The 25085-nt window shown below is 64.5% G+C and carries 30 protein-coding genes; 17 read left to right on the top strand and 13 right to left on the bottom strand.

The features are described 5' to 3' along the window. Positions 1–61 precede the first annotated feature (61 nt). On the top strand, positions 62–478 hold the full coding sequence (locus IVA93_RS25295) for a Ros/MucR family transcriptional regulator (protein WP_018456864.1): 417 nt from the start codon (positions 62–64) through the stop codon (positions 476–478). A gap of 5 nt (positions 479–483) precedes the next feature. On the opposite strand, the gene IVA93_RS25290 is transcribed toward IVA93_RS25295, so the two are convergent. Next, a complete protein-coding gene (locus tag IVA93_RS25290) occupies positions 484–915 on the bottom strand; it encodes a SufE family protein (protein WP_018456863.1) in 432 nt (143 codons plus the stop codon). A 68-nt stretch (positions 916–983) separates the two neighbouring features. Next, complete coding sequence (locus tag IVA93_RS25285; RefSeq protein WP_247370955.1) at positions 984–1409, bottom strand: DUF5330 domain-containing protein; 426 nt, start codon at positions 1407–1409, stop codon at positions 984–986. A gap of 384 nt (positions 1410–1793) precedes the next feature. Between IVA93_RS25285 and IVA93_RS25280 the strand changes: the two genes are divergently transcribed. From IVA93_RS25280 to IVA93_RS25270, 3 genes are read left to right on the top strand one after another with little or no spacing between them, the layout of a single operon-like run. Then, positions 1794–3710: a PAS domain-containing sensor histidine kinase gene (locus IVA93_RS25280; protein ID WP_247370952.1), complete on the top strand. Its 1917-nt coding sequence runs from the start codon at positions 1794–1796 to the stop codon at positions 3708–3710. Beyond that, a complete protein-coding gene (locus tag IVA93_RS25275; protein ID WP_018458487.1) occupies positions 3703–4398 on the top strand; it encodes a peptidoglycan-binding domain-containing protein in 696 nt (231 codons plus the stop codon). The genes IVA93_RS25280 and IVA93_RS25275 overlap by 8 nt, the downstream gene beginning before the upstream one ends. A 55-nt stretch (positions 4399–4453) precedes the next feature. Continuing rightward, positions 4454–4798 (top strand): DUF1491 family protein, encoded by a 345-nt coding sequence (locus IVA93_RS25270; protein ID WP_018458488.1) that lies wholly within the window; start codon positions 4454–4456, stop codon positions 4796–4798. On the opposite strand, the gene IVA93_RS25265 is transcribed toward IVA93_RS25270, so the two are convergent. Further along, positions 4795–5781 (bottom strand): DUF2336 domain-containing protein, encoded by a 987-nt coding sequence (locus IVA93_RS25265; protein ID WP_085352274.1) that lies wholly within the window; start codon positions 5779–5781, stop codon positions 4795–4797. The two genes, IVA93_RS25270 and IVA93_RS25265, sit on opposite strands and share 4 nt — an antisense overlap. Before the next feature lie 254 nt (positions 5782–6035). Between IVA93_RS25265 and IVA93_RS25260 the strand changes: the two genes are divergently transcribed. Further along, positions 6036–6224 carry a hypothetical protein gene (locus IVA93_RS25260; protein WP_018458490.1) on the top strand — a complete coding sequence of 63 codons (189 nt, stop codon included), beginning with the start codon at positions 6036–6038 and terminating at the stop codon, positions 6222–6224. A gap of 15 nt (positions 6225–6239) precedes the next feature. Further along, positions 6240–7001 (top strand): hypothetical protein, encoded by a 762-nt coding sequence (locus IVA93_RS25255; protein ID WP_247370947.1) that lies wholly within the window; start codon positions 6240–6242, stop codon positions 6999–7001. Here the strand turns inward: IVA93_RS25255 and IVA93_RS25250 are convergent. Then, complete coding sequence (locus IVA93_RS25250) at positions 6998–7855, bottom strand: LysR family transcriptional regulator (RefSeq protein WP_247370944.1); 858 nt, start codon at positions 7853–7855, stop codon at positions 6998–7000. The genes IVA93_RS25255 and IVA93_RS25250 overlap by 4 nt on opposite strands. Before the next feature lie 94 nt (positions 7856–7949). Here IVA93_RS25250 and IVA93_RS25245 point away from each other — a divergent pair, with 94 nt between their 5' ends. Next, positions 7950–8777 carry an MBL fold metallo-hydrolase gene (locus tag IVA93_RS25245; protein ID WP_247541251.1) on the top strand — a complete coding sequence of 276 codons (828 nt, stop codon included), beginning with the start codon at positions 7950–7952 and terminating at the stop codon, positions 8775–8777. Positions 8778–8786: 9 nt separating this feature from the next. Here IVA93_RS25245 and IVA93_RS25240 read toward each other — a convergent pair whose 3' ends face one another. The 3 genes from IVA93_RS25240 to IVA93_RS25230 all read right to left on the bottom strand — a co-directional run bounded on the left by IVA93_RS25240 (position 8787) and on the right by IVA93_RS25230 (position 11048). Next, a complete protein-coding gene (locus tag IVA93_RS25240) occupies positions 8787–9380 on the bottom strand; it encodes an amino acid synthesis family protein (RefSeq protein ID WP_018458494.1) in 594 nt (197 codons plus the stop codon). Positions 9381–9389: 9 nt separating this feature from the next. Beyond that, complete coding sequence (locus tag IVA93_RS25235; RefSeq protein WP_018458495.1) at positions 9390–10253, bottom strand: fumarylacetoacetate hydrolase family protein; 864 nt, start codon at positions 10251–10253, stop codon at positions 9390–9392. 93 nt (positions 10254–10346) lie between these two features. Beyond that, entirely contained in the window at positions 10347–11048 is a 702-nt protein-coding gene (locus IVA93_RS25230; protein ID WP_247370941.1) for a GntR family transcriptional regulator, read from the bottom strand. A gap of 112 nt (positions 11049–11160) precedes the next feature. On the opposite strand from IVA93_RS25230, the gene IVA93_RS25225 reads away from it, so the two are divergent. From IVA93_RS25225 to IVA93_RS25210, 4 genes are all read left to right on the top strand, one after another. Continuing rightward, entirely contained in the window at positions 11161–12153 is a 993-nt protein-coding gene (locus tag IVA93_RS25225) for a zinc-dependent alcohol dehydrogenase family protein (protein ID WP_247370938.1), read from the top strand. Between the two features lie 16 nt (positions 12154–12169). Beyond that, positions 12170–13075 (top strand): VOC family protein, encoded by a 906-nt coding sequence (locus IVA93_RS25220; RefSeq protein ID WP_247370934.1) that lies wholly within the window; start codon positions 12170–12172, stop codon positions 13073–13075. Between the two features lie 75 nt (positions 13076–13150). Next, the gene (locus tag IVA93_RS25215) at positions 13151–14128 is read left to right on the top strand and encodes a tripartite tricarboxylate transporter substrate binding protein (RefSeq protein ID WP_085362376.1); all 978 of its coding nucleotides are present in this window, start codon (positions 13151–13153) and stop codon (positions 14126–14128) included. 151 nt (positions 14129–14279) lie between these two features. Then, complete coding sequence (locus IVA93_RS25210; RefSeq protein ID WP_247370931.1) at positions 14280–15686, top strand: carbohydrate porin; 1407 nt, start codon at positions 14280–14282, stop codon at positions 15684–15686. Between the two features lie 34 nt (positions 15687–15720). Here IVA93_RS25210 and arsC read toward each other — a convergent pair whose 3' ends face one another. From arsC to IVA93_RS25195, 3 genes are read right to left on the bottom strand one after another with little or no spacing between them, the layout of a single operon-like run. After that, positions 15721–16122, bottom strand: a complete 402-nt coding sequence (arsC, locus tag IVA93_RS25205; protein ID WP_018458501.1) for an arsenate reductase (glutaredoxin) — start codon at positions 16120–16122, stop codon at positions 15721–15723. Next, positions 16119–16823 (bottom strand): aquaporin, encoded by a 705-nt coding sequence (locus tag IVA93_RS25200; protein ID WP_247789261.1) that lies wholly within the window; start codon positions 16821–16823, stop codon positions 16119–16121. Before IVA93_RS25200 ends, arsC begins: the two co-directional genes overlap by 4 nt. Beyond that, positions 16816–17178 (bottom strand): ArsR/SmtB family transcription factor, encoded by a 363-nt coding sequence (locus IVA93_RS25195; RefSeq protein ID WP_247370925.1) that lies wholly within the window; start codon positions 17176–17178, stop codon positions 16816–16818. Before IVA93_RS25195 ends, IVA93_RS25200 begins: the two co-directional genes overlap by 8 nt. Before the next feature lie 129 nt (positions 17179–17307). Here IVA93_RS25195 and IVA93_RS25190 point away from each other — a divergent pair, with 129 nt between their 5' ends. The 3 genes from IVA93_RS25190 to IVA93_RS25180 all read left to right on the top strand — a co-directional run bounded on the left by IVA93_RS25190 (position 17308) and on the right by IVA93_RS25180 (position 20341). Continuing rightward, the gene (locus tag IVA93_RS25190) at positions 17308–17625 is read left to right on the top strand and encodes an ArsR/SmtB family transcription factor (RefSeq protein WP_018458504.1); all 318 of its coding nucleotides are present in this window, start codon (positions 17308–17310) and stop codon (positions 17623–17625) included. Positions 17626–17676: 51 nt separating this feature from the next. Further along, positions 17677–19044, top strand: coding sequence for an NAD(P)-binding domain-containing protein (locus IVA93_RS25185; protein WP_247370922.1), 1368 nt, complete (start codon positions 17677–17679; stop codon positions 19042–19044). A gap of 115 nt (positions 19045–19159) precedes the next feature. After that, complete coding sequence (locus IVA93_RS25180) at positions 19160–20341, top strand: MFS transporter (protein WP_247371111.1); 1182 nt, start codon at positions 19160–19162, stop codon at positions 20339–20341. Between the two features lie 12 nt (positions 20342–20353). On the opposite strand, the gene IVA93_RS25175 is transcribed toward IVA93_RS25180, so the two are convergent. Genes IVA93_RS25175 through IVA93_RS25165 form a run of 3 tightly spaced genes read right to left on the bottom strand, consistent with a single transcriptional unit; the run spans position 20354 to position 22785 of the window. After that, positions 20354–21154 carry an ABC transporter permease gene (locus IVA93_RS25175; protein ID WP_247370918.1) on the bottom strand — a complete coding sequence of 267 codons (801 nt, stop codon included), beginning with the start codon at positions 21152–21154 and terminating at the stop codon, positions 20354–20356. Beyond that, complete coding sequence (locus tag IVA93_RS25170) at positions 21151–21747, bottom strand: ABC transporter ATP-binding protein (RefSeq protein ID WP_085395539.1); 597 nt, start codon at positions 21745–21747, stop codon at positions 21151–21153. Before IVA93_RS25170 ends, IVA93_RS25175 begins: the two co-directional genes overlap by 4 nt. Positions 21748–21750: 3 nt before the next feature. Next, entirely contained in the window at positions 21751–22785 is a 1035-nt protein-coding gene (locus tag IVA93_RS25165) for a Cj0069 family protein (RefSeq protein WP_204510700.1), read from the bottom strand. Between the two features lie 481 nt (positions 22786–23266). Between IVA93_RS25165 and IVA93_RS25160 the strand changes: the two genes are divergently transcribed. From IVA93_RS25160 to IVA93_RS25150, 3 genes are all read left to right on the top strand, one after another. Next, on the top strand, positions 23267–23500 hold the full coding sequence (locus IVA93_RS25160; RefSeq protein WP_026233600.1) for a hypothetical protein: 234 nt from the start codon (positions 23267–23269) through the stop codon (positions 23498–23500). 16 nt (positions 23501–23516) lie between these two features. Then, positions 23517–24425, top strand: a complete 909-nt coding sequence (locus IVA93_RS25155) for a DUF1259 domain-containing protein (RefSeq protein WP_247370915.1) — start codon at positions 23517–23519, stop codon at positions 24423–24425. A gap of 153 nt (positions 24426–24578) precedes the next feature. Next, complete coding sequence (locus IVA93_RS25150) at positions 24579–24890, top strand: conotoxin (protein WP_231188696.1); 312 nt, start codon at positions 24579–24581, stop codon at positions 24888–24890. The last annotated feature ends 195 nt before the right edge of the window (positions 24891–25085 follow it).

The following is a 25085-nucleotide window of genomic DNA, read 5'->3' as shown; positions in this document are numbered from 1 at the left end:
GACACGGAATACTTTGGCGTCATCTCTCGCGTGAGACGCAAGGTGGAGAAAGGCGGGGCCGATGTCGGATGCTGGGGCTAAGAATTTCGTTGAGCTGACGGCGGGCATCGTGTCGGCCTATCTCAGCAACAATCCAACGCCTGCGGCTGAGATTCCGAATCTGATCAGCCAGGTGCATGGCGCGCTGGTGCGCGTTTCGTCAGGCCGCACCGAGACGGCGCCGCTCGAGCCAGCGAAGCCGGCGGTCTCGCTGAAGAAGTCGATCGCGCCCGATTATCTGGTTTGTCTGGAAGACGGCAAGCGCTTCAAGTCGCTGAAGCGCCATCTGCGCACCCAATACAACATGACGCCGGAGCAATATCGCGAGAAATGGGGCCTGCCGGCCGACTATCCCATGGTCGCACCGAACTATGCGGTGGCCCGCTCGCAGCTTGCGAAGCAGATGGGACTGGGACAGCAGCAGCGGAAGCGGAAGTAGAGTTTCTACGACGCTTCCGCGAGCGCCTCTTTCGCGTCGGTCTTGATCCGCTCGACCATCGAGCGCAGGCCGTTGGAACGCTGCGGCGTCAGATGGTCGCGAAAGCCGAACTCGTCGAATACGGCAATGGCGTCGGTCGCAAGAATCTCCTGTGGCGTGCGGCCGGAGTAAAGCGACAGAACGATCGCGACCAGCCCGCGCACGATGTGGGCGTCACTGTCGCCGCGATATGTCAGGATCGGCGCGCCGTCATCGCGACGATCAATCAGCTTCTGAAGCCAGACCTGGCTGACACAGCCATTCACCTTGTTCTCGGCCGAATGCTCGGCTTCGGACATCGGTTCCAGGGTGCGGCCGAGCTCGATGACGTACCGATAGCGGTCGTCCCACTCGTCCAGAATCTCGAAATTGTCCCTGATTTCATCGATCGTCGTCATGCTGGCCCAAAGTTCCCGTTCAGGCCAATATAGGGACGCAAAGCGCCGAAATCGATAGGGTTTGGGCGCTAATTCGCTGTCGCGGGCGCCAAGCCGCGCCATTCCAGCGCGAGGTCGTCCTGGGACAGGGTGTCGCGCGGCGCCTCGCTCGCAGCAAGATCGCCTTCGCCGGCCAGCGCGATCGAGCCGGTGTGGTCGGGCGCCTTCTTGTCGGGCTTCTCGAGCTGTTCTTTCTTGTCGTTAATGATCTGGTAGATCTTCTTTGCGCCGTCCTGCGCCCGCTGGCCGATGATGGTGGCGGCCTGTCCGCCGACCTCGCACGCCGTCGGCTGGCGCTTGCAGAACTGGGTCATGTCGGAGACGGCCGCGGTCGCAGCCTGCACCGCGTCGGCAGCGCCGATCTGCGGCAGCTTGTCCGATTCGGGCGTCTTGTCCCGCGGCAGGAGCACCAGCACCAGCCCGAGCCAGAATGTGATGCGAAGCAGAAAGCGCATCTTGCGACCTGTATGTTAGATCCCGCCGCGGCGATCTCCGCGGATGTCGGACCTAGCAACTCTCGATAAATCGCAAGTGATTGCCTTCCGCTTAATTCGCGGAAAATTGACTCAAGAATCTTTGCTATCGATGGTGTCGTAAATTTTCGATTGACGTCCGTGCCGTGAGCGCTGCCGCCACGCCCGTCCACCATTTCGAAACCATGCGGATCACGGTGAAACCCTGTGTTCACCATCCTCGCCGATGACGTCGTCAAATCGTCTAAAAAGCCCTGCGATGACGGGGTGTCCGGCGGCGCGCCGCGATGCCTTAGTGTTCGTTTAAGGTCGCTCTGACACGGTGGCTCAACGATAAGGAGGCGTTCCGGCGCGTCTTCCCGACGAATGAGCCGAAGCGCGAGACCCGTGACAGTTTTGAGTATCATCCGCGATTGTCTCGATGCGCTGCTGCATCCCTCCGCGCGTTACGACGCGCTGACGCGAGCGCGCCATCGTGCCTTCATGGCCCCGCGGCTGCTCGGCAGCCTAGCCGCCTTTGCCGCATTCCCGGTCTATCTCGCCATGCGCGGCGCGCCGAGCGCGATCGAGGTGGCAGCCTTCGCCTGGCTGATTGCGCCGATCCTGTTGTCCTGGTTCCTGTCGCGCACCGGCCGTTACGAAGGCGCGCATGTGCTGTCGTCGCTGGCGCTCTCGGGCCTGATCATGGCGGTTGCGGTGACGACCGGCGGCATCGAATCATTCGCCGCAATCTGGCTGGTTGTCGTTCCCCTCGAAGCTGCGCTGTCGGCCTCGCGCCGCGTCGCGGCCTTTGCCTCGCTGCTGGCGCTGTCCTGCGCCGGCATCCTGATCCTCGTCAGCCAGCTCGGCTGGCTGCCGATTGGCGATACCAGCGCTGCGGAACGCGGCGTGCTGATAGCGTTCGGCGTCGCCTCGGCGACGCTCTATGCCGCAGGTCTGGCCTTCGGAGCGGAATCGCTCGCGCGCACCAGCGTTGCGCTCCTGTTGCGTGAGGAAGAGCGTTACCGCCTCCTGGCGCGGAACATGAGCGACGTCATCTCGCGGCATCAGCGCAACGGCGCGGTGCAGTTCATTTCACCGGCGGTGGAAGCCATGCTCGGCGTGCCCGTCGCGCAACTGCTCGGCCACGGCCTGTTCGATCGCGTCCATGTCGCCGATCGGCCGGCGTATCTGACGGCGCTGTCCGATGCCGCGCGCGGCGACGTGCGCAGTGTCGAGTTCCGGTTGCGCCGGGAGCGTGCCGGCTCTGAGCGCGGCCAGGTTGATTTCATCTGGGTCGAGATGCGCTGCCGCCCGCTCGATCAGGATATGGGCCGTGATGCCACGCGCGAGGCCGATGTCGTCGCCGTGATGCGCGATGTCACCGACCGCAAGCTCGGGGAGCAGGCGTTCGATCAGGCGCGCAGCGCTGCAGAGGCGGCGGACGCCGCCAAGACGCGCTTCCTCGCCACCATGAGCCATGAGCTGCGCACGCCGCTGAACGCCATCATCGGCTTCTCCGAGATGATCACGCAGGAGCAGACCTTGATGCTGGGCGCGGCCCAGCGGAGGGAATACGCCCAGCTCATCAACGATTCCGGCCAGCATCTGCTCTCGGTCGTCAACGGCATCCTGGACATGTCCAAGATGGAGTCGGGCAATTTCGAGATGGCGTCCGAACCGTTCGCGCCGCGTGCATCATTGATGCATTGCTGCAATCTGCTGGCGCTGAAGGCGCGGGAGAACGGCGTCGATCTCGTCACCGATGCGCCGCAGGATCTGCCTGTCATGACCGGCGATCCGCGCGCCTTCAAGCAGATCGTGCTCAACCTCGTCGCGAACGCCGTCAAGTTCACCGAGCGTGGCGGTCAGGTCACCGTAACGGCCGCGGTCTCGGGCTCGCAGCTTGCGCTGCGCGTCAGCGACACCGGTATAGGCATCGCGCCTGACGATCTCAAGCGCATCGGCGCGCCGTTCTTCCAGGCCGGCAAGACCTATCAGCGCCGTCACGAAGGCACCGGCCTCGGACTTTCGATCGTGAAGAGCCTCGTGGCGTTGCATCTCGGCGAATTGACGGTACAAAGCAGGCTCGGCGAGGGCACTGCCGTCACCGTCAAGCTGCCGCTCGTCTACACGCCGCAAGCCAAGACGTCTGATATGAAGACTTCTGATGGCAAGATGTCCGACAGCAAGGCGAGCGAGAGCAAGATCGCGACCCTGACGCCGGTGCTACGCCAGGAAGTTCAGGACCATCCTCACGACCAAGTTCAGGACCAACCCGCTCTGGTGAAGAAAAGTGCCTAAAAAGTCTGCCAAGGACGAAGCCGCTCCGCGCCGCCGTGGCGCCAAGGCCGCGGTCATCGATGTCGAGACCGAGCGCAATCTCGTGCTGCGCGTGCTGCTGCATAGCCCCAAGGATACCCTGGCCGGTCTCGTCGCCGTTGCCGCCATCGGCGCGATCGTTGCCAATGCGCTGTTCCTGCAGACCGGCCGGCATCCAGCGCCGATGTTCGGCACCGTGATCAATCTTCCCGCACCGTCGTCCCTGGCGCTGTCGAACCCCTTGCCGCGTCCGCGTCCCGTCGGCGCCGATACTTCGCCGCTCGAGCCGAGAGCGACGGAGTTTCGTGCCGAACCCAGACCTGCGGAAAAGCCGCCTGAAAGGCCTGTCGAGGCGACCGCATCGACGCCGCGCTCGGGCGATCCCATGACCAATCTGGTCAAGCAAACGATTTCGGCGCCGCCCTCCGTCACGCGTCCTCCGGCGCCGATCCCCGTGCAGCAGAGCCCGGCCGCGCGGCGCATCGCCGGCGTGCAGCGCGCGCTGTCCGAATATGGCTACGGGAATTTGAAGATCACGGGCGCGATGGGCGCCGAGACCCAGTCCGCGATCCAGAAATTCGAGCGCGAGCACAAGATGCAGGTCACCGGCCAGCTGTCCGACCGCCTGCTCCGCGAGCTCGGCGCCGCGATCGGACACCCCGTCGAATAGTCGTGACTGTTGCGAAGGCTGGTGCTGATTGCAGCGCTGTCCTATCGTGCGCTCCATGCGTTTGAAATCAAATATCTGGGTCTCAGCCTATCTGCGCCGGTGCCAGACCGAGGGCGTGTACGGCGCGGTGCGGCGTCGCGGCGCGGAGGAGGCGGGTGCGGTGTTCGTGAAGGTCTCGCTGCTTGACGGCAATGCGATGCTCTATGTGCCGGCGCCGCAGACCTCTTATGACGACGGTCGGCCGGTCGATCGCTTCTTTGTGCCGCTTGCGCCGCAACCGATGCCGGAGCCCGCGGTGGAGGAGCGCCTGACCAAGGAAATCCGCTTCGACTCCGATATCTGGATCGTCGAGACCGAAGACCGCGCCGGGCGACATTTTCTCGAGCTGGCGAAGGCCTAACGATCCGATCCGTCAGTCCCTGTCCGCACCGCGGGCGCGGAGCCGGGCTGCACGCCCGGGCGCGTCTGGCTTGCGCCCGCACGTGCGCGCTGGCGCTCGCTGTCATGCAGCGAGGGCTGGTACTTTGCGCGGGTGACGGCGAGCGTCGAGCCGCGCCAGGCGGCCAGCATCACCAGCGCCGCGCGATCGCTGAGGCGATCGTAAAGACGCGACAGCCGGTACACGTCGGTCACGGAGTTGCCGATCTCCGGCTTGAAGAACAGCAGGATACGCTGGAACACCGGGCTCGGCATGTCGAGCGCGCGCGCGGCGACTGCGAGCGCTTCGCCGCTTGCATCGTCGACGATCTGGGCTGCGACGCGCGAGGGCAGGATCAGGCTGTCGCCGAGCTCGGAGGTGAAATTCTCGACATCGCCCGCGATCGCCGCCATCTCGAGGATCTGGATCGCGCGCTTGGCGCGCACGATCGGAATCCGCGGCGCCGCCTTCAGCGGGGTCTGCGCCAGATTGTGCAGGATCAGCGCGCGCTCGGGGGCGCCGGCGCGGAAGAACATGTCGTGGATATCGGCCGCGTCCGTTGGCTGCATTGCCATGTTCGAGGCCATGCGCAGCTCGGCGTCGCTTGGCGTGCGAACCGGCAAGGGGGCAGGAGGGGGAGCAGAGGCGGGCGCCGGGATTTCGCGCGCGAGCGGAACCCTGCGGCCCTCCTGCGCGGCCGACAGTCCGAGCTTCTGCATGATCGGGGCGGGCGTCGACGGATAGATCGCAAGCCGCGCCTTGACGGCCGCGCGCGTCGCGTCGTCGACCTGGTCGATCAGTCGTGTGGCGAGCTCGACGAACTGGCGCTGCTCGTCGTCGCTGTGGGTGCTCGACTGGACATAGAGGTCGGTCAGCACGCGCAGCAGCGTCGGACGAACATCGACGCCTTCGCGACGGGAGAGGGTCATCAGCCCGTCGAATCCTGGAAACAACGACTTGGTCATGGAGAGATACGCGACCTGGAAGAGATACTCGCCGGCAGCCTATCGCGGGCTCTTTTAAAGGCTCGTTAAGGAAAACGAGGCGTGAAGCCGAACGCCTGCTTTGAAGCGTTCTCGTGCCGCAACGGGACGGTGGGTCCCGCCCGTGCGGTTACGGTGCCGCCGGCACGTTTACACCCCGTTAACCATGAACTGATCTTAATGATCCCCATGTTGCAGAGGCGCGCCGGGTCGCGCGGCAATTGAAGAGAGCTGATATGGGGACCATCATCGAATTTCCGGCCGGTCGCCGGGTGGGCGCGTCGGTGGACGTGGCTCCGCGCGCGGACATGGGCACGATTTTGATCCTTCCCGTGATCCGCATCGAGCGCGAGAGCGACGAAACCAGCGGCGATCACGGGCCGGAGCAGGGCACAGCGCCGGGGCGCCGTCGTCGTCGCCGTTAGCCTTCGGCCTATGCAATGCCGGAGAACCTCCGCCAGATCCGGCCCGTCGTAACGGCCCTCATGCTCGCAGTGCTGGGCGCGACGCTTGCCGCCTGTAGTGGCGGCGATTTCGGCCGGACCCGTGCCGACATGCGCAGCGACGACATGCATCGCTGGCTGGGCGCGGAAGTCACCTCCAGCGTCGGCCTGAAGCCATCCCAATTCCAGCTCACCGACGAGGAGCGCCAGCTTCGCGACCTCGCCTATCCCCTGATCGAGCCGCCGCTGTCGCGGCCTGCCTGGAAGAGCGTGTTCGGCGACTACAAGACGCTGCCCTCACCCTGGCGGCAAAAGATCGTGTTCGACCGCACCATGTACGGACGCACGCTGATCGACGAGCCGCACCGTTCGCACTCCTCGCGCTATACGCAGCTGATGGAGGACGTGCGCAACGACATCACCCGCTTCGAGCCGTTCTTCGCCTCCGCGATCCGCGTCATCGACCTCGACAAGAAGCGCAATGCCAGCATGGCGCGCGTCTCCTCCCTCTCGCCGAAGGAGAAGGAGGACGCGGTCGAGCGCATGCAGGAGAATTCGCTGATCATCCAGTGGGTGCAGCAGTGCCTCGAGCAGCGCGTCTCGTCCTATCGCTGGGGGCTGGAGCGGCTGGTGATCCAGGCGCCCGACGGCATGGCCGCCGACGCCGACCGCCTGATCGGCGAACTCGCCGCCCAGACCGCCAACCCGCCGGTCGCGGCCCAGCCGCCCTACGGCCGTGCGGTCGTCTCGAAGGGCTAGGATTTTCCGCGGGCGCGCGATCGTTGCCCCGCGGGCTTGCGCCGCTGCTTCCGGAGCTTGCTGACAAGATCCTTCAGCGCATCCGGTAGCGACACGGATGCGCGATAGGCGACCCCGACCTCGCGCTTGACCTTGACCTCGATCTCGCGCACCGCGACATCCGGATTGCCGCGCGCTACGCCTTCCGGGACGATGGCGATGCCAACGCCGGCTGCGACCAGCGCCATGGCCCAATCCTCTGATTGCGCGATCGCCGCGGTCTGTCGGGCCTGCGGGTTGCGGCGGAAGAACTCGCTTTGCTCGCAATGGCAGCGGTCGATCAAGGGGACGCCGGCGAGATCGGCGGTGCGAAGCTTCTCCTTCAGGGCCAGCGGATGCGACGGCGGCAGCGCTGCGACATAGCGCTCGCTCCACAGCGCCACGAAATGTTCGTCAGCGCGCAGCATGCTCTTGGAGATGATCCGCGCGTCGGCGCGCTCGTCGCTGCCGACGAGGCGGAGTGCGATGTCGGCGCGCGCCGTCACCGGCTTGAGCAGTGCGATCGTCCGGGGCACGTCGAGCGTGCGCATCAGGCCGAGCGTCACATTGGTTTTGGTGCTCGGTCTCCTGAACAGGCTGCGCGCCGCGTCGGTCTCGTCGATGATGCGGCGGGCGAGCGTGTGAAACTGCTCGGCCGAGGCGGTTGGCGCGACGCCCTTCTTGTGCCGGATGAACAGCGTGGTGCCGAGCTCGGCCTCCAGATGGGTGATCGCGGTGGAGATCGACGGCTGCGAAACGAAGCAGACGCGCGCCGCCGCGGTCAGGTTGCGCTCGCGGTAGACGGCGGCGAAGTAGCGGAGTTCGCGTATGTCCATAGGATATGCCTAGAGATATTATCAATATTCGATATTTTACCTAGGATCTAACGATGACAAGAACGCTCTGCTCACAACAGGCAGGGAACGCGCGATGAAAATTCACCATCTCAACACCGGCACGATGTGCCCGATGGGGCGGCGCCTCGTGAACGGCACCGGCAGCCTGTTCCAGCGCGCCCGCATGGTCTGCCATTGCCTGCTAGTGGAGACCAATGACGGGCTCGCCCTGGTCGATACCGGCATTGGACTTGGCGATATCGCAACGCCCGATCGGCTGGGACGACGATGGCTGCGGCAGACCGCGCCAAGGCTCGATCCGGCGGAGACGGCGGTGCAACAGGTGAAGGCACTCGGCTATTCCCCCAAGGACGTGCGCCATGTGCTGCTGACCCATCTCGACCGCGATCACGCTGGCGGCGTGCCGGACTTCCCGCATGCCGCGATCCATGTCCATCGCGCCGAATACGACATGGCGGTGCAGCGCAAGCCGGCGCCGCCGGAAGGGCGCTATGTCACCGAGCAGTGGAGCCATGGACCGAGCTGGACATTCTATGGCGAAGCCGGCGAAGACTGGTTCGGTTTCAAGGGCGTGCGCGCCCTCGGCGACGCAGAGGCGGACATCCTGATGATCCCGCTCGCCGGCCATACGCTCGGCCATTGCGGTATCGCGGTGCGATCAGGCGACAAATGGCTGCTGCACGCCGGCGACAGCTATTTCCATCACGGCCAGCTCGACGCATCGCCCCGCATGCCGCTGGTGCTGGGCTATTTCCAGCGTCGCGCCGACATGGACCGCGGCATGCGGATCGCCAACCAGGTGCGACTGCGCGCGCTGAAGCTGAACCACGGCGAACGCGTCACGATCGTCAACAGCCATGATCCCGTCGATTACGAGCGTTGCCGCTGCAACGCGCATTGATCGCGCCCGTCAGCGCTGTCCGTCGTGCGCGGAGATCGCGGATGCCGCGAGGCCTCCGATGCGCGCGTGAGGCCGGCCGCCGGTCGCCATCACGAGCCCGAAGGCGATCTCGTCGCGCCGTGGTGAATCCCACAGCGTCATCTCCGCGGTGCCGAAATGGCTGCGGACATAGGCGGCGTGGATGTGCCCGAGCGGAACCATGAGCCGCGTGCCCGGACCGCCGATGGTCTTCGCCGCCGGAACGATCGCCTTGGGCTGACCGAGCACCTCGCGCATGCCCTGACCGCCGGCCTCGTGCCAAACCGCGCCGTGCTCGAGCTCGCCGTCCTCGCCGACGATGATGCCCTTGCCATAGGCTTCGATCTGCGCGGCGCCGCCGAGCTGCGCGATCAGCCGTGTTGCGAGCTCGCGCCCGAGTTCGCGCAAGGATGCCTGAAACGGCATCAGGTCGGGTTCGAAGCGGCCCGCGAAAGGATTGCGGATCACCGCAATGGCCGTCCCGACCAGCAGAGGCTTCTCCAGCCGGGGACCGCGCTCGTGCCAGGTGGTCTCGACGCTAAGCGCGGTCTTGCGGATGTCATGGGACACGTCTTGAGACGACATGCGCAGGTGCTATGCTTCGTCGACGACGGGATTGCGCAGCACGCCGATGTTCTCGATCTCGACCTCGACCACATCGCCGGGCGTGAGGAAAACAGGCGGCTTGCGAGTGAAGCCGACGCCGGCCGGCGTGCCGGTGGCGATGACGTCGCCGGGGACGAGGTCGAAGATGGTCGAGCTGTACTCGATCAGCCGCGGAATCGAGAAGATCAGCATCGAGGTGTCGGACGACTGCACCACCGCGCCGTTGACGCGCGTCTCGAGCTTCAATTTGGTGGGATCGCCGATCTCGTCCGGCGTCACCAGCCATGGTCCGAACGGGCCGGTGCCGACGAAGTTCTTGCCGGAGGCGATCTGCTGGGCGTGACGCTGCCAGTCGCGCACGCTGACGTCGTTGTAGATCGAATAGCCCGCCACGTGATCCCAGGCGTCGGCCTGGCTGATGTGACGGCCGCTCTTGCCGATGACCACGGCAAGCTCGCCCTCCCAGTCGAAATTGTCCGAGACTTTCGGCCGGATCACCGGCGCGTTGTGCGCGACCTGGGAGCGCCAGACCCGGAGGAAGATCGGCGGAAATTCCGTGATCTCGCGCTTCATCCCGAACGCCACGGCTTCATTGTGGTGGTCGAGATAATTGCGCACGGCGCAGACGATCTTCTCCGGACGCGGGATCACCGGCAGATATTTGACGTCACTGAGCGCCATTGTGGGCTTGTGCCCGGCGACGATGGCCTCGCGCCGCGCATAGTCGTCGCTGCCGAGGAAGTCCGCGAGAACAGGATACTGGGGCAGGGCGCGACCGAGATCCACCACGCCATTCTCGGCAACGGCGCCCCAGCTCTCCCGATTCCCATCCAAGAACGACAGCAGCTTCATGGTACGCCTCAAAGGTTGGCATTTTCGATCTTGCCTATTATTTTCGAAAATCAGGCGAGGCGCAAGCCCGCGGCGATAAAAAGCCGTTGCCGCCTATTCGGTATCGAGCAGATGCGCGGCGTAGGTCGCCACGTTGTCGGCGGTCGTGCGGATATGCGCCTCGATCAGCTGCACCGCGAGATCCGGATTGCGCGAGATGGCGGCTTGCATGATCGCCTGGTGCTCGCCGGCCTTGTCGCGCGGGCGGGGGCGGAAATTGGCCGAAAGGTGCCGATAGCGCTCGGCGCGATCGAACAGATCGGCGCGAATGGCGAGGAGTGTCGCGGAGCCGCAGGCGGACACCAGCGCCTGGTGGAATTGGCGGTGGGCGATCTTCCATTCGGGATCGCGCAGGGGATGTTCCGGATCGCGCTGCTCGATTCGCTTCAATCTGTGCAGGGTCGAGATGACGGCGATTTCCCAGTCGTCGTCGCCCCGCTCGATCGCGCGGCGGATCAATTCCACCTCGATCAGCACCCGGGCATCGGTGACTTCCACCAGGTCCTGGCGGCTGACCGGCGCCACCCGAAATCCGCGCTGCTCCTGCGCGTCGACCAGGCCTTCGGCGGTAAGCGCCGTCAGCGCCTCGCGCAGCGTCGTGAAACTTACGCCGAATCGTTCGCGCAGGACGTCGAATCGCAGCGGCTCGCCCGGCGCCAGGCCGCAGGCAATGATCTCCTCGCGCAGCCGATGGGTGATGTCGGCGGCAACGGTCTTGCCGAATTCCTTGCGGGAGCCAATGGCGCTTTCGGACATGATTTCTGTCATTTGAATCGATGGCTCAACATGCCGCGCAAACGACCATCTTGCAATAATTTTCGTAAACGGTATGATTTTCGAAAATATGGCTGGGGAGGCGTGTGACATCATGAGAGCGGTGCTGGTGCGTCAGCCGGGTGGGCCGGATGCACTCGAATTGGTTGAGCTTCCGGTGCCTGTGCCCGGACCAGGCCAGGTGCAGATTCGCGCCGAAGCGTTCGGCGTTGGGCAGCCCGATGTGCTGATCCGGCGTGGCGTCTACAAATGGATGCCGCCGCTGCCGGCCAATCCCGGCAACGACGTCACCGGCCGCATTGCCGCGCTCGGGGCCGGCGTCGAGGGGCTTGCGATCGGCCAGAAGGTGCTGCTGAGCGCACGCGACCTGTCGCAGCGCGGCGGCTGCTACGCCGATTATGTGGTCGCGCCCGCCGACGCCATTCATGTGATGCCCGACAATGTCGATCTGCGGGCGGCCGTGTGCCTGTCGAACTACCAGGTCGCTTACGCGCTGCTGCACGAGTGCCGCCATCCGCGCGCACCGGCGAGCGTGCTGGTGATCGGGGCGGCGGGTGGTGTCGGCACAGCGCTGGTGCAGCTTGCCAAGCTCGCACAGATGAATGTCATCGGCACGGTCTCCACCGAGGAGAAGGCCACATTCGCGCGGGGCAACGGCGCCGATGAGATCATCTTCTACCGCCGCGAAGATGTGGTGGCGCGGACCCGCGAGCTGACGAAGGGCGAGGGCGTCGGCCTCGTGCTCGATCACGTCTGTGGGCCTGAGTTCACCGGCTATCTCGGCGCGCTCGGCAAATGGGGGACGCTGCTGTCGTACAACGCCTTCGCCGGGTTGCCGGAAGAAAACCTGATGGCGGCGATGCGCGACCATCTCGACATCTGCCCGGCGATACGCTGCTTCTCCTTTCACATCTACGACCACGATCGCGACGGGCGTCGCGCGCTCATGCGCAATGTGATTGACGCGCTGAGCCGCAATGCGATCAAGCCGGCGATCTCGGCGGTCCTGAAGCTCGACGAGGTCAGGCAGGCCCACACGCTGCTCGAGCAGGGCTCCGCGCTCGGCAAGATCATCATGACGCCATGAGGGGGTGGATCGCACGATGACGACACAAGCACCCATTGCACGCTTCACCCGGCTCCGGCACGCGAGCTTTGCCTCGCCAGATCCCGAGCGGTTGCTCGACTATTACCGCGCCGTGATCGGTCTTGGCCGCGTCGGCCGCGACGGCAACCGCATCTTCCTCGCTAACGATGCCGAGCAGCTTTCGCTGGTGATCGAACTCGGCGACGCGGCGCTGACGAGCATCGCCTTCGAGATATCTCCTGAGGTCCAGATCGAGACGCTCGGCGCGGCGCTGAAGCAGGCCGATCTGCGGCCCGAATTTCAGAGCGATCCGCTGCCTGGCGTTTCCAGGCTGCTGTCGTTCAGCGATCCCGAAGGAACGCGCTTCGAGTTGATCCAGGGCTGGACGCCGACGCCCGCGCAGGAGCGGATCGGAGCGCTTGCCGTCAGCAAGCTCGGCCATGTCGCGCTTGCTACGCCCGATCCGCGCGCGGCCTCGGAGTTTTACGCGAACATGATGGGCCTGCGCGTCTCCGACTGGATCGAGGATCGCTTCGTGTTCATGCGCAGCGGCTTCGAACATCACACGCTGAACTTCGCCCGCGCGCCCGTCCGTGGCCTGCATCATGTCGCGTTCGAGCTGCGTGGTGCCGCCCACATGCACGAGGCCTGCGATCATCTCGCGCGGCACAAGCTGCCGGTTCTCTGGGGACCGGTGCGTCATGGCCCGGGGCACAACACCGCGATCTACCACCGCAATCCCGACGGGCATGTGGTCGAGCTGTTCTTCGATCTCGACCGCATGACCGACGAGGCGCTCGGCTATTTCGAGCCGCGTCCCTGGCATCGCGACCGACCGCAGCGGCCAAAAGTCTGGGTCGGCCTGCCGCGCGATGTCTGGGGCATGCCGCCATCGCCTGAATGCACGGAGTTCGCCCGGTAGCGGATCAAACGCGAGTTGAAGAAACGCCGCCTCGTCGCGGCCAACGATAGAACAATCAAAAGGGAGGACGCATCCATGCAACGGATGAAGCGGCTTGCTGCGGCGATTTTTCTGTTTGGCGGTTTCTTCGCAACCACTTCGGCGTCGGCGGAGAATTATCCATCGCGCCCGATCCGCCTGCTGCACGGATTTGCCGCGGGCGGGGCGGCCGACACGCTGTCGCGCATCATCGCCGACGGGCTCTCGAAAAAGCTCGGACAACCGATCATCGTCGAGGCCAAGCCCGGTGCCGGCGGCAACATCGCCGCGGATGCCATCGCGAAAGCGGCGGCCGACGGCTACACGATCGGGCTCGTCACCGGCGCTCACGCCATTTCCGCGGCGACCTACAAGAGCCTCGCCTACCAGCCGGCCGAGAGCTTCGAGATGATCTCGACGCTGGTCTATTACGCGCTCGTCATTGCCGTGCGTAGCGACTACCCGGCAAAATCGCTGGGCGAGCTCGTCGCCATGGCAAAGCAGAAGCCCGGTGCGCTCAGCTTCGGATCGGTCGGTTTCGGCAGCACGCACCATCTTGCAGGAGAGCTGTTGAACGCAGCCGCCGGCGTCGAGATCGTGCACGTGCCCTATCGCGGCGATTCCCAATCCGTCACCGCGCTGCTCGGCGGAGAGGTTCCGGTGATCGTCGGCACCCCCGTCCTGCTCGCCTCGCAGATTCAGGGCGGTGCGATCCGCGGCCTGGCGGTGACCTCGCCGGCGCGCACCGCATTGTTGCCCGACGTGCCGACGGTTCAGGAAGCCGGTATCAAGGGATATGACGTGCGCACCTGGGCCGGCCTGCTGGCCCCGAAGGGAACGCCGCCCGGCATCATCGCCGCACTCAATGCGGCGACGCTGGACGCTCTCAAGGATCCCGACCTCAAACAGCGCCTGGAGACCGCCGTCGGCGGCGAGGTTCGCGGCAGCTCGCCGGAGGAGATGAAGACGCTGATCGAGACCGAGATCAGCAAATGGATCGGCGTGGTGGAGCGGGCGAAGATCCCGAAGATCTGATGGTCGAAAGTGCAAAAGTGAACATAGTACCGCCTCACGCATGCGGTAGTTCACAGCGCGCGAATCGGATTGCCGCGCCTGCGCACATTGTTTGACGACCGGCTTGAATGCCGGGCAGCGGCGTGCGTCATTGATCGCTCGGGAGGTGAGCGTGGACGCGACAGCAATCAGGCATTTGACGCGGGCGTTGATCGTTGCGGCTTGCCTGGTCGCGGCTGCCCAGTCCGCGGCTCAGGAAGACAAGAAAACCGACGACGACAAGCCTGCCGATCCCGATACAGGCGAGAGCACCATCGAGGAGAAAACGCTCGGGCTGCTGCCGAACCCCTGTCAAAGATACGGGGTGAAGTTTGCGGCCACCTATATCGGCGAGGTGCTCGGAAATCCGACCGGCGGTCTGAAGAAGGGTGCGGTCTACGAAGGCCGGCTCAATCTCGCCGTCGATCTGGATTTCGAAAAACTCGTCGGCATCGACAAGCTGACCTTTCACGCCAACATGTTTCAGATCCACGGCGAAGGCCTCTCGCGCTCGAATCTGCAGAATTTCTTCGTCGTCAGCGGGATCGAAGCGTTGCCCTCGACGCGACTCTACGAGGCCTATTTCGAGAAGCAGTGGGGCGACAAGAAACTATCGCTCAAGCTCGGGCAGCTGGCGGCCGACAGCGAGTTCTTCAATACCAAGTACACGGATGTGTTCACCAACGCCTCGATGGGTTGGCCGGCGATCACGTCGCTTGCTTTGCCAAGCGGCGGGCCGTCGCCGCCCTTGGCGGCCGTGGGCGCGCGCCTCCTGTGGAACGTGACGGACCAGTTGTCCGTCCTTGGCGCGATTTTCGACGGCGACCAGGCCGGGCCCGGTTCCGGCGATCCGCAGGAGCGTAACCGGTATGGCGTCAATTTCCGGGTCAACGATCCGCCGCTTCTGCTCGGCCAGGTTCAATATGCCTGGAATAACAGAAAGGGTGACCCGAACTTGACCGGCCAATTCAAGGTCGGTGGCTGGCGTCATTTCGGATCGTTCGGGGATCAGCGCTTCGCATCCAACGGCGTCTCGCTGGCCGCGCCAACGAGCAGCGGGGAACCGCGGCTCTTGTCGGGCGATATTGGAGCCTGGGCGGTCTTCGAGCAGCAGATTTATCGGATGCCGAACAGCGACGATCGCGGCATCGGCATTTTCGCACGCGTGTCCGGCGCGCCGGCTGACTGCAATCTGGTCGATGTCTATGCAGATGGCGGCGTCGAGCTCATCGGGCTCAGCAATGCACGCCCCGACGACAAGTTCGGCATTGCCGCCGGATATGCGCATGTCTCAAAACGGGCCCAGACGCTCGACACCGATTATGCCAGGTTCGTCGATCCGCGCTGGCCGGTGCGAAGCTTCGAGGGGCTGCTCACGGCCGTCTATCAATACCAGATCAAGGATGGCTGGACCGTTCAGCCGAACTTTCAATACATCGTCCATCCCGGTGGCGGCGCGACGGCTCCGGCTAGTCCGCTGCCGGGACGGGCATTGCGCAATGCCTCGGTTTTCGGATTGCGCACGACCCTGAAATTTTAAGTCGAGGCAAACGCGAGTGAGGCCATGTCGGCAATCATCGCGCCTCGACCACCTCGCCATCCTCCTTCACGAACCGGCCGACGGGATTGTCCAGGAGATCGATGACGGCTTCCGAGGGCCGGCACAAGCGTGTGCCCTTGGGCGTCACCACGATTGGACGGTTGATCAGGATGGGGTGCGCGAGCATCTGGTCGATCAGCTCGTCGTCCGACCATTTGGGGTCGTGGAGGCCGAGCTCCTTGTAGGGCGTGCCTTTTTCCCGCAGCAGCGCGCGAACGGAGATGCCGAGGGCCTTGACGAGCTCGACGAGCTTTTCGCGGGACGGCGGCGTCTTCAGATACTCGATCACGTCGGGCTCGACGCCGCTCTGCCGGATCATCGCCAGCGTGTTGCGCGAGGTGCCGCAGGCGGGGTTGTGATAGATCGTGACGCTCATCGGGTTGTCTCCGCGATTGGGATGGGGCCTCGCGCCTGGGGCTGTCCGAGCAGCCAATTCATCAACAGCATGGCGGCTAAGGCTCCGCAGAGCTCCGCGAGAATGAATCCGGGCAGGTCGGCGGGACGTATGCCCGAGAACGTGTTCGTCAGCGACCTTGCGATGGCCACGGCCGGATTGGCGAATGAGGTCGAGGCCGTGAACCAATAGGCCGCCGTGATGTACAGGCCGACCAGCCAAGGGACCGCCGTCCGCTGAAACCGGATGCCGGCCAGGATCGTCGCGATGAGACCGAAGGCGGCGACGGCTTCGGCGAACCATTGCGGTCCCCCGGTTCGCACCTTCGCCGAGAAATCGAGCAGCGGCAGCCCGAACATCAGATGCGCCGCCATCGTTCCCGCGATGCCGCCGGCAACCTGCGCGACGACGTAAAGTGCGGCGTCGTTCACCGGCAGCTCGCGCTTGCCGGTGAAAACCAGCGTCACTGCCGGATTGAAGTGCGCGCCGGAGATCGGGCCCAACACCGTGATCAGGACGACCAGAATGGCGCCGGTCGGCAACGTGTTGCAGAGAAGCGCAAGCGCGACATCCTTGGTCAGCGTCTCGGCCATGATGCCGGAGCCGACCACCGTGGCAACGAGAATGCCCGTGCCCAGCGCCTCGGCTGCGAGGCGTCGCGGAAGATCGAATTGATCAGGCACGGCTCCGCTCCTTTCGTCTCGGCTTGCAGCAGGCTTGCAGGGTTTCGATGACGGGCTCGCAGACTTCCGGCCGCCCGCCGCAGCAATCGCGCAGCAGGAAAACCGCGACGTCGCGGAATTCGGTGAGGTTGGCGCGGTAGACGATCGAACGGCTGTGCCGCTCGGAGGTGACGAGGCGCGCGCGCGTCAGGATCGACAGATGGGCAGATAGCGTGTTCGATGGGACTTCCAGCAGGCGGGCGAGATCGCCCGCCGCAAGGCCATCGGGCTCGTGCCGGACAAGCGTTCGGAACGCCTCCAGTCGGGTCGGCTGGGACAGCGCGGCGAGCGCCAGGACGGCTTCTTCTGTTTCCATATATCCAGACTTATGGAACTAATTGGAACGCGTCAATCCGGAATTCCATGGTGGGCGACCGAATAGTTATTTCGAATATTCTAGAAATATGGTTTGACAGTTGACATCGGCAGGCGCATCGTGGCGGCCATGAAGATCGACGACGCAGCAGCACGCCTGGAGGCCCTGGGCAACCGGACGCGACTTCAGATCTATCGTGCCCTGGTCCGGGCCGGGCACTCCGGCATGCCCGTCGGTCGCTTGCAGGACAAGCTGAAGGTACCGGCGTCGACCCTGTCGCATCACATCAAGACCCTGGTCTCGGTCGGGCTCGTCAGCCAGGTCCGGGAATCGACGACTCTGATTTGCCACGCAAACTTCGACGCGATGCGGGGTCTGGTCGATTTCCTGGCGGCGGAGTGCTGTGCCGACGAGGTCGGATGCAAGACGACGCAAACGGCGGCGTGATCTTTTTTGGCTAGTGTTGTTCGATGATTCTAGAAGTATGGGAGGAGCCGAATGAACGCTAAGACGGTCGCCATCATCGGGGCAGGGCCTGTCGGCCTCGCAGCAGCTGCGCACGTCCTGGAGCGTGGCATGTCACCCATCGTTCTGGAGGCAGGATCCGAAGCGGGGCACGCGGTGCGCCAGTGGCAGCATGTCCAGCTGTTCTCGCCGTGGGAATACAATATCGACAAGGCCGCGGCGCGCCTGCTCGCGCCGACGGGATGGAATTCGCCGGACCCGGGCTCCTATCCAACCGGTGGCGAACTGCTCGATCGATATCTGACGCCGCTTGCGACGCGAACGCCGCTGCGCGAGCTGATCCGGACATCCAGTCGCGTCTCGGCCATTAGCCGCGTCGGTTTCGACAAGGCGAAGACGAAAGGGCGTGAGCAGGCGCCGTTCGAAATTCGCTACCAGAACGGCAAAGGTCCCGAAGTGCTGCGCGCCGATGCCGTGATCGATACATCAGGCACATGGTTCTCTCCCAATCCCGCCGGAGGTAACGGTCTGCCCGCAATCGGCGAGCGTGAATGCGCCGGCCACATCGCCTATGGCATGCCCGATGTCCGTGGTGCCGGTCGCGCCAGATATGCCGGGAGGACCGTTGCGGTGCTCGGCGCTGGCCACTCCGCGGTGGGCACACTGATCGATCTCGTGCATCTCGCGGGCGAGGCGCCGGGGACGCAAGCTATCTGGCTGTTGCGCGCCGCCGATCCCGCCAAGGCGTTTGGTGGCGGCCGGACTGACAAGCTCGCTGCACGCGGAGAGCTCGGCAGTGCGTTCGCTGCGCTCGTTGCCTCCGGCAAGATCAGGGTGGAAACCGAATTCGGCGTCACGCATCTGGCTGAGACCGAGGGCCGCCTCGAGATCGCGGCCGGCTCGGGTTGCAGCGGACGGAGCGTGATCGTGGACGAGCTGATCGTCTCGACGGGCTTTCGTCCCGATTTTTCGTTCCTGTCCGAATTGCGCCTGCGGCTCGATCCCGCTATCGAGGCGCCGGTCGCCCTGGCGCCGCTGATCGATCCTAACGAGCATAGCTGCGGCACCGTGCGCCCGCACGGCGCCCGCGAGCTCGCGCACGAAGAGCCGGGCTTCTACATGGCGGGCATGAAGTCGTATGGTCGCGCGCCAACCTTTCTCATGATGACAGGATATGAGCAGGTGCGCTCGATTGCGGCCGATCTCGCCGGCGATAAGAAAGCCGCCGCAAGGGTGGAGCTCGTGCTACCGGAGACCGGCGTCTGCACGCGCGGCGGCGTCGAAGCCGCCGGCGCCGTATCAGGATGTTGCGGTGGGCCGGCGAAGCAGGAATCAACGGCCTGTTGCGCCGCCGACGAAGCAGCAAAGAAGGCCGGCGCTTCGGGGTGCGGTTGTTCATGAAGTCGGTTCTTGCAGCTGATGCCGGAGAGTTATCCATTGTGGTTCGTGCGCCGTTTCGGCGTGGGGGCGGGAGGACAGCATTCGTAACTTGAGCGGCCGGTCTCTGATCGCGGTGATGTGCATCGGCCAGGTCGGCAATCTGCTGCCGCACGTGACGCTATCCGCCAATCTGGCGCAGCATCTGATGCCGGCGTGGGGCCTCTCGGCGGCCGAAGGCGGCTTGATGGCGAGCGGTTACGCGTTCGGCTACATGCTCGCCGTGCCCGTGCTGACGACATTGACCGACCGGATCGACGCACGGCTCGTCCTGCTCTGGGGCTCGATCGTCAGCGGGCTGGCGACCGCAGCGTTCGGAATCTTCGCGCAAGGGTTTTGGTCCGCGACCGCGATCTGGTCCCTGGCAGGGCTTGGATTTGCCGGCGCCTACATGCCGGGCCTGAAGGCGCTGACGGATCGGCTTCCCGCCGGCGATAGTTCACGCGCCGTCACGCTATACACGTCGAGCTTCTCGGTCGGCGTTGGTCTCTCGTTCCTGGTCGCGCAGCTGATCGCCGACCGTTGGGGATGGCGGACCGCCTTTCTTGTCACCGGCTTCGGTCCGATCGCGATGGTCCTCGCGTGTCTTCTGATGCAGGAGCAGCGGCCCGCGCCGAAGGCGGGGCGTCTGCTCAACTTCGCGCCCGTCTTCGCCAATCGCGGGGCGCTCGGATACATCTTCGGCTACGGCGCCCATTGCTTCGAGCTCTACGGCATCCGCACCTGGCTGGTCGGGTTTTGGACCTTCGTCGTCGCCCATCAAGGCGCCCCGTCGTGGTTGAGCCCCGTCGTGCTGAGCTTCTGCTTTGCGGTGATCTCGATGCCGGCCAGCATCCTCGGCAACGAGGCCGCGCTGAAATTCGGGCGCCATCGCGCGATCACGGTCGTGATGATCGCGTCGGCTTGCGTCGCGCTGGTCATCGGCCTCAACGCGACAGCGCCGGCATGGGTGCTGGCACTGCTGCTGCTCGTCTATGGCCTGACCGTGCCGGCGGATTCGGGCGCATTGACCGCCGGCATGTCGGCCGCGGCTGTGTCCGAACATCGCGGCGCGACCCTAGCTCTGCATTCGACGGTCGGCTTCGGCCTGTCGGCGGTCGGCGCCTGGGGCACCGGCGCCGCCCTCGATGCAGCCGGCGGCCCGCAGAGCGCGACCGGCTGGCTCTTGGCGTTCAGCGTCCTCGCGGTCGGGATTGCACTGGGGCCGCTGGCGCTGCTGTGGGCGCGGAAGGTGCAGCCTGGTGGGGCGAAGTCGATATGAGGTCGCGCAATTCTACTCGGCGGTGGAAAATCGATCGAGGCGCAATCGATGCCGATGATCGGTCAGAAGGCGAGCGCCTCCCGTCACGGCGGCGAGCGTCCCCAATCCCGTCCCGCCGGCGATCAAGAACATGATCAAGAGTTGATACTTGACGGCGTCGATCGGTTCGACGCCTGCAAGGATTTGACCGGTCATCATCCCCGGCAAAGAGACAAGGCCGATCGCAGCCATGCTGTTCATGATTGGCGTGAAGCCGCTTCTCAATGCGTCCCGCAGGACCGGCAGCAACGCCTGATACCGGGTACCGCCAAGAGCAAGGCAAGCTTCGACGGCGGCTCGTTCGCGCACCAGTGTATTCGTCAGCACGTCCAGGCCCAGGCTTATTCCCGTCATGGTGTTGCCCAGGATCATGCCCAACAATGGCAGCGCATAGCGCGGATGATACCACGGATCCGGGCGTAGCTCCGTCAGAAGCGCGAACATCGTGACGGTACCGGCCGCCAGCAGCATGCATCCCGCTCCTAAGCCATAGCTCCAGATACCCGGCAGGCGTCGCTTTTGCCGAGCGACGATTTCCCGTGACGCGAAGAGAACCATGATGACGGCGGCGAGGGCGGTCCAGAGCGGCGAGACCGCGGCAAACAGGAACGTCAATACGTATCCAACGAGCACCAGCTGAAGCACCATCCGCACGGTGGCGATGGCCAGCTGCTTTTCAAGCTTGAGGCGGAGAGCGAGCGAGAGAGCGCCGTCCATGACGACAAGGAGCGCGGGCGGAACCAAATCGCCGTATGCCAAGTGAATGTAACTCACGGCCGATTGTCCTCGATCCCGCCGTCGGCATTCATCACAAGGACCCTCGACCCGACGCGGCAGGCCTGGGCGTTGTCGTGAGTGCTCCAGACGACACTCGTTCCGTTCGAAATGCGTTCCGCGATCAAAGATTCCACTGCCGCCGTCGATGCCGAATCCAGGGCCGATGTCGGCTCGTCCAGGAGAAGAACCCGCGACCGCAGCATCAGCGCCCGCACCAGCCCCAGCCGTTGTCGCTCGCCGGTCGACAGTCTTTGGACCGGCCAGGGACCGCAACTGCACGGCAACCCCAGTCTCATGACCAGCGGTAAGGCATCATCCCAGCAGCTGAAGTGATCTTGCACGATGTCTGACCACCAGCCCGGCTCGGCAGCGAGGTAGGTCACCCGTTTGCGCCAAGCCGGAGCGGGCATGGCCTCCCTGAGCGTTCCGTCCAGTTCGACCATTCCTTCGTTGGGATCGAGGTCCGCGATCGAGCGAAGGAGCTGGGTCTTCCCGGCGCCAGAAGGCCCTTGCAGGGCGACGCATTCGCCGTCCTGCAAGTCGAATGAAACGGAGAGGTGCAAGCGCTTGAGCGCGCGGACCGTCAGCATGTGTCAAAGCTTGCGCCGGAGCCGATCGGCAACTCGCCTCGCGATCTCCGCCGGCGCCTCGTCCGGATAAGGATGCACCGAGCTGACATTGATCTCGCCGAGGACATAGCTGTCGGTCCCGTCGGGAAGGACCGGACCAAGCATGAAGTCGGCGTCCCAAATCGCAGGCAGGTCAAGTCGCGCAATATCCAGCAACGACGTCAGCTGGGGCGTCCACTCGTCTTCCATCAACCGACGCAGCCGCTGGAAACGCGGCTCTGCGTTCGAGGTGTAGAGGCGCGGTCCGGCCTCGGAACGGGCGGCCGGCGAGTCGACCAGGGCTTTGACCTTGTGATAGCCGAAGCCGGCACAGCGATCGCCCGCCATGTAGCAACGCACCACGCCTTCGCTTAAGCGAGGCTGGAATGGTTGGTCGATCACGCTGCCGTTCTCGAAATACTCCGCGCAACGACGGAGAAAATCATCCAGCGTCAGTTCCTCGGGCGCGTCTTTCGTCGCGTCCAGCACCTTTATCATGGAGGAGGTCGGCAGACTCTCGACCTTCCAGACGCCTTGGCCGCCATTGCCCCGGTTGCGCTTGATCACGCGCGGACCAGCGGCGAGCCGTGTCGGCAACTCGGCGCGCATGGCCTCGGCGCTTTGATATAACGCCGTGTCGCATCCCCAGCCCATCGAGCGGGTACGATAGAGTACCTCCTTGGTGCCCATCTTGAGGATGACATCGGGATGAGCGCTGACCCACACGCCCTGAGCCGCGACGTCCCGCAGCAATGCGTCGAGACCAGCGCGATCTCGACGGTCTTGAATGGGGTTGACCCAGACCAGCACGCCGTCAATCGCGAGCAATTGTTCACGAACGTCCTCGGCGAAGCTTTCATCATAGATCGCCGGCTGGGCTTCAATGCCGACGGCGGCGAGTGCTTCGAAGACGTGTACGAAGCGGCTGTTTTGCGCCGTCGCATCCCGCCGCGCGGCAGCGTCTCCGCGTGAGAGGATGGCGACGGTGTGTCGATGAGAAGGGTGTCGTTCGATGTCCATGCGCAAGCTCCACGAATGGCGTGCTGCGCAGAGCTTGGACCGAGGCCTCACGGGGAGTCTGCTTTGTCCCCACGCAAAGGACACTAGCGGGGCCGTCCGCGAGTTTCAAGACATGGCTGGCGCGGTTCCGCGGAGCGGTGAATTCTTTGTGACGTTCGTCGGCGACTTCGGTGGGCCGCCCGAAGCCTACGCCCGTTGACAGCCGCCGCCCTCGGGTTTTTACTTGGGGTTCGGGGATGTGCGATCTCCCCGTGAGGCGACATGCCCAAGCATCGCGTCCTGATCACCAAGGGCGCACCATGTCATCATACTTTCCTCGATTGCATCCAGCAGACTGGCTCGATTTCTCGGCACGGCGTCCGCGCCGGTCGCATCGCTGTGCGCATTGATGCCCGCGGCCTGTTGCGCCGTGTTGGCACCGAGTAGGGGAAGATCGCGAAACGGACTTCACTTGGGGCAGGACAAGACCAGGAGAATGATCATGCGAACACGAGCAATCTTCCGCACGGTCCTGTTGCTTGCGATCGCGGGCGTGCTGTCGAGCGCGCACGCTCTGACACAGGAGGAGTTGGTCGCCAAGATCCAGGCGGCCGGCTACGCGCAAGTCAGCGATATCAAGTCGACGGCTGAAGGCGTCACCGCCAAGGCGGTGAAGAACGGCAAGGCGGTGACGCTGGTCGTCGACAGCAGTGGTCGGGTTAAAGAGCGAAACTAAGCCGAGGAGTAGCACGATGAAAAGAATCATCTGGGCCGTGGTCGGCATTGGCGTCTGCCTTCTTGCATTTCGCTTCGGCCCCTTCATCCCGGCATATGCCCAGGATGCCGACTGGCAGAAGGTGGACGAGACCCTGGGCCGCAAGCCCGCCGTCTCGGACGACGTCCGCCGTTACGGCTTTCCCCGCACCGATCTCTCCGTGACATTGGACGGCGTCGCGATCAAGCCGGCGCTGGCGCTCGGTGGCTGGATCGCGTTCAAGCCTGCGCATAGCGGCGCCATGGTCATGGGCGATCTTGTGCTGCTCGAAACCGAGATCAATCCGGTGATGGCGAAGATGATCGCGAGCGGGCTCGAGATCACCGCCGTGCACAATCATCTGCTGCGTGCGAGCCCGGCGACGTTCTACATGCACGTCGCCGGACATGGCGACCCGGTCAAGCTGGCCGCGGCGATCCATGATGCCCTGGCCGAAAGCAAGACCCCGCTGACGGTCACGGCGCCGGCGAATCCGCCGCCCGCCATCGACCTCGACACGGCGAAGCTCGACCAGATCATCGGCGTCAAGGGGCAGGCGAACGGCGGCGTCTACCAGTTCAACGTGAAGCGGCGCGACCCCATCACGGAGGACGGCATGCTGTTGACCCCCGTCGCCGCCATGGGCGTCGCAATCGCCATCAACTTCCAGCCGACGGGCGCGGGTAGGGCGGCCATTACGGGCGACTTCGTGCTGACCAGCGACGAAGTGAACCCGGTTATCCTCGCGCTTCGGACGCGCGGCATTGAGGTGACCGCGCTGCACAGCCACATGCTGGACGAACAGCCTCGGCTCTTCTTCATGCACTTCTGGGCCAACGATGATGCCGTCAAGCTTGCGGAGGGCCTGCGCGCGGCGCTCGACAAGGCGGCGAGCACGAAGAGCTGATGCGAGGCGGGAGCTGCGCGCGAAGAGGTTCGGTGAAATGCGAGCTGGCCAAATTCACGCGCAAGTATCGCATTGCAGCACTGAAACGGCTCCGACCGTTCCGAACCCAAGCTTGTATCGGTCGTTACCGTTCTACGAACGGAGGAGGTAGGCATGCGTGTCCTAGTGATCACCGCGGCAGTATTACTGTCTTGTACGCTCAGTCCCTCACGCGCCGACGAGACGGCTCCTGCACGTCAGGCGCAGGCGACCGTTCCGGTGCAGCCGGATCGAACTCCCGAGCAAGCTGAACAGGCCCGAGACCAAGACAGGAAGAACGCCGAAGACGTTAAGATCGAACGTGATTGGAAGGCGCAAGGCGGCACCGATGGCGATCGCGCCGGCCGAGCCGATCAATCGGATCAGGATCATCAAACGGTGGGACGTGATTGGCGGGCCCGGCCTGACAACGCCGAGCGCCGTTGAGCCAAAATCAATCATCTGCGGTCCAAGCCGACAGCGACATATATGGGTGACACGTTCACGAGCACCAGCAGGTGACGAGAAGCTTGGTCGGATCCGCGCCGTCTATGGTTAGAAACAAAGCTTCGACGGCATTGACAAATTCGACCGGCGCGTAATATTTGCCTCACGGGGAAGCGATCTCCCCGTGAGGCGACA

The organism is Bradyrhizobium sp. 155 (genome assembly GCF_023101105.1).
GTDB lineage: Bacteria > Pseudomonadota > Alphaproteobacteria > Rhizobiales > Xanthobacteraceae > Bradyrhizobium > Bradyrhizobium canariense_D.
The sequence above is the reverse complement of the archived record's forward strand: the minus strand, read 5'-3'. Positions and strand labels throughout refer to the sequence as shown.

What these genes read in the sequence shown, in the direction of transcription:
- IVA93_RS25295 (WP_018456864.1), top strand. Translation starts at nt 62, where the DNA reads ATGTCGGATGCTGGGGCTAAGAATTTCGTTGAGCTGACGGCGGGCATC.
- IVA93_RS25290 (WP_018456863.1), bottom strand. Translation starts at nt 915, where the DNA reads ATGACGACGATCGATGAAATCAGGGACAATTTCGAGATTCTGGACGAG.
- IVA93_RS25285 (WP_247370955.1), bottom strand. Translation starts at nt 1,409, where the DNA reads ATGCGCTTTCTGCTTCGCATCACATTCTGGCTCGGGCTGGTGCTGGTG.
- IVA93_RS25280 (WP_247370952.1), top strand. Translation starts at nt 1,794, where the DNA reads ATGAGCCGAAGCGCGAGACCCGTGACAGTTTTGAGTATCATCCGCGAT.
- IVA93_RS25270 (WP_018458488.1), top strand. Translation starts at nt 4,454, where the DNA reads ATGCGTTTGAAATCAAATATCTGGGTCTCAGCCTATCTGCGCCGGTGC.
- IVA93_RS25265 (WP_085352274.1), bottom strand. Translation starts at nt 5,781, where the DNA reads ATGACCAAGTCGTTGTTTCCAGGATTCGACGGGCTGATGACCCTCTCC.
- IVA93_RS25260 (WP_018458490.1), top strand. Translation starts at nt 6,036, where the DNA reads ATGGGGACCATCATCGAATTTCCGGCCGGTCGCCGGGTGGGCGCGTCG.
- IVA93_RS25255 (WP_247370947.1), top strand. Translation starts at nt 6,240, where the DNA reads ATGCCGGAGAACCTCCGCCAGATCCGGCCCGTCGTAACGGCCCTCATG.
- IVA93_RS25250 (WP_247370944.1), bottom strand. Translation starts at nt 7,855, where the DNA reads ATGGACATACGCGAACTCCGCTACTTCGCCGCCGTCTACCGCGAGCGC.
- IVA93_RS25245 (WP_247541251.1), top strand. Translation starts at nt 7,950, where the DNA reads ATGAAAATTCACCATCTCAACACCGGCACGATGTGCCCGATGGGGCGG.
- IVA93_RS25240 (WP_018458494.1), bottom strand. Translation starts at nt 9,380, where the DNA reads ATGTCGTCTCAAGACGTGTCCCATGACATCCGCAAGACCGCGCTTAGC.
- IVA93_RS25235 (WP_018458495.1), bottom strand. Translation starts at nt 10,253, where the DNA reads ATGAAGCTGCTGTCGTTCTTGGATGGGAATCGGGAGAGCTGGGGCGCC.
- IVA93_RS25230 (WP_247370941.1), bottom strand. Translation starts at nt 11,048, where the DNA reads ATGTCCGAAAGCGCCATTGGCTCCCGCAAGGAATTCGGCAAGACCGTT.
- IVA93_RS25225 (WP_247370938.1), top strand. Translation starts at nt 11,161, where the DNA reads ATGAGAGCGGTGCTGGTGCGTCAGCCGGGTGGGCCGGATGCACTCGAA.
- IVA93_RS25220 (WP_247370934.1), top strand. Translation starts at nt 12,170, where the DNA reads ATGACGACACAAGCACCCATTGCACGCTTCACCCGGCTCCGGCACGCG.
- IVA93_RS25215 (WP_085362376.1), top strand. Translation starts at nt 13,151, where the DNA reads ATGCAACGGATGAAGCGGCTTGCTGCGGCGATTTTTCTGTTTGGCGGT.
- arsC (WP_018458501.1), bottom strand. Translation starts at nt 16,122, where the DNA reads ATGAGCGTCACGATCTATCACAACCCCGCCTGCGGCACCTCGCGCAAC.
- IVA93_RS25195 (WP_247370925.1), bottom strand. Translation starts at nt 17,178, where the DNA reads ATGGAAACAGAAGAAGCCGTCCTGGCGCTCGCCGCGCTGTCCCAGCCG.
- IVA93_RS25190 (WP_018458504.1), top strand. Translation starts at nt 17,308, where the DNA reads ATGAAGATCGACGACGCAGCAGCACGCCTGGAGGCCCTGGGCAACCGG.
- IVA93_RS25185 (WP_247370922.1), top strand. Translation starts at nt 17,677, where the DNA reads ATGAACGCTAAGACGGTCGCCATCATCGGGGCAGGGCCTGTCGGCCTC.
- IVA93_RS25180 (WP_247371111.1), top strand. Translation starts at nt 19,160, where the DNA reads ATGTGCATCGGCCAGGTCGGCAATCTGCTGCCGCACGTGACGCTATCC.
- IVA93_RS25170 (WP_085395539.1), bottom strand. Translation starts at nt 21,747, where the DNA reads ATGCTGACGGTCCGCGCGCTCAAGCGCTTGCACCTCTCCGTTTCATTC.
- IVA93_RS25165 (WP_204510700.1), bottom strand. Translation starts at nt 22,785, where the DNA reads ATGGACATCGAACGACACCCTTCTCATCGACACACCGTCGCCATCCTC.
- IVA93_RS25160 (WP_026233600.1), top strand. Translation starts at nt 23,267, where the DNA reads ATGCGAACACGAGCAATCTTCCGCACGGTCCTGTTGCTTGCGATCGCG.
- IVA93_RS25155 (WP_247370915.1), top strand. Translation starts at nt 23,517, where the DNA reads ATGAAAAGAATCATCTGGGCCGTGGTCGGCATTGGCGTCTGCCTTCTT.
- IVA93_RS25150 (WP_231188696.1), top strand. Translation starts at nt 24,579, where the DNA reads ATGCGTGTCCTAGTGATCACCGCGGCAGTATTACTGTCTTGTACGCTC.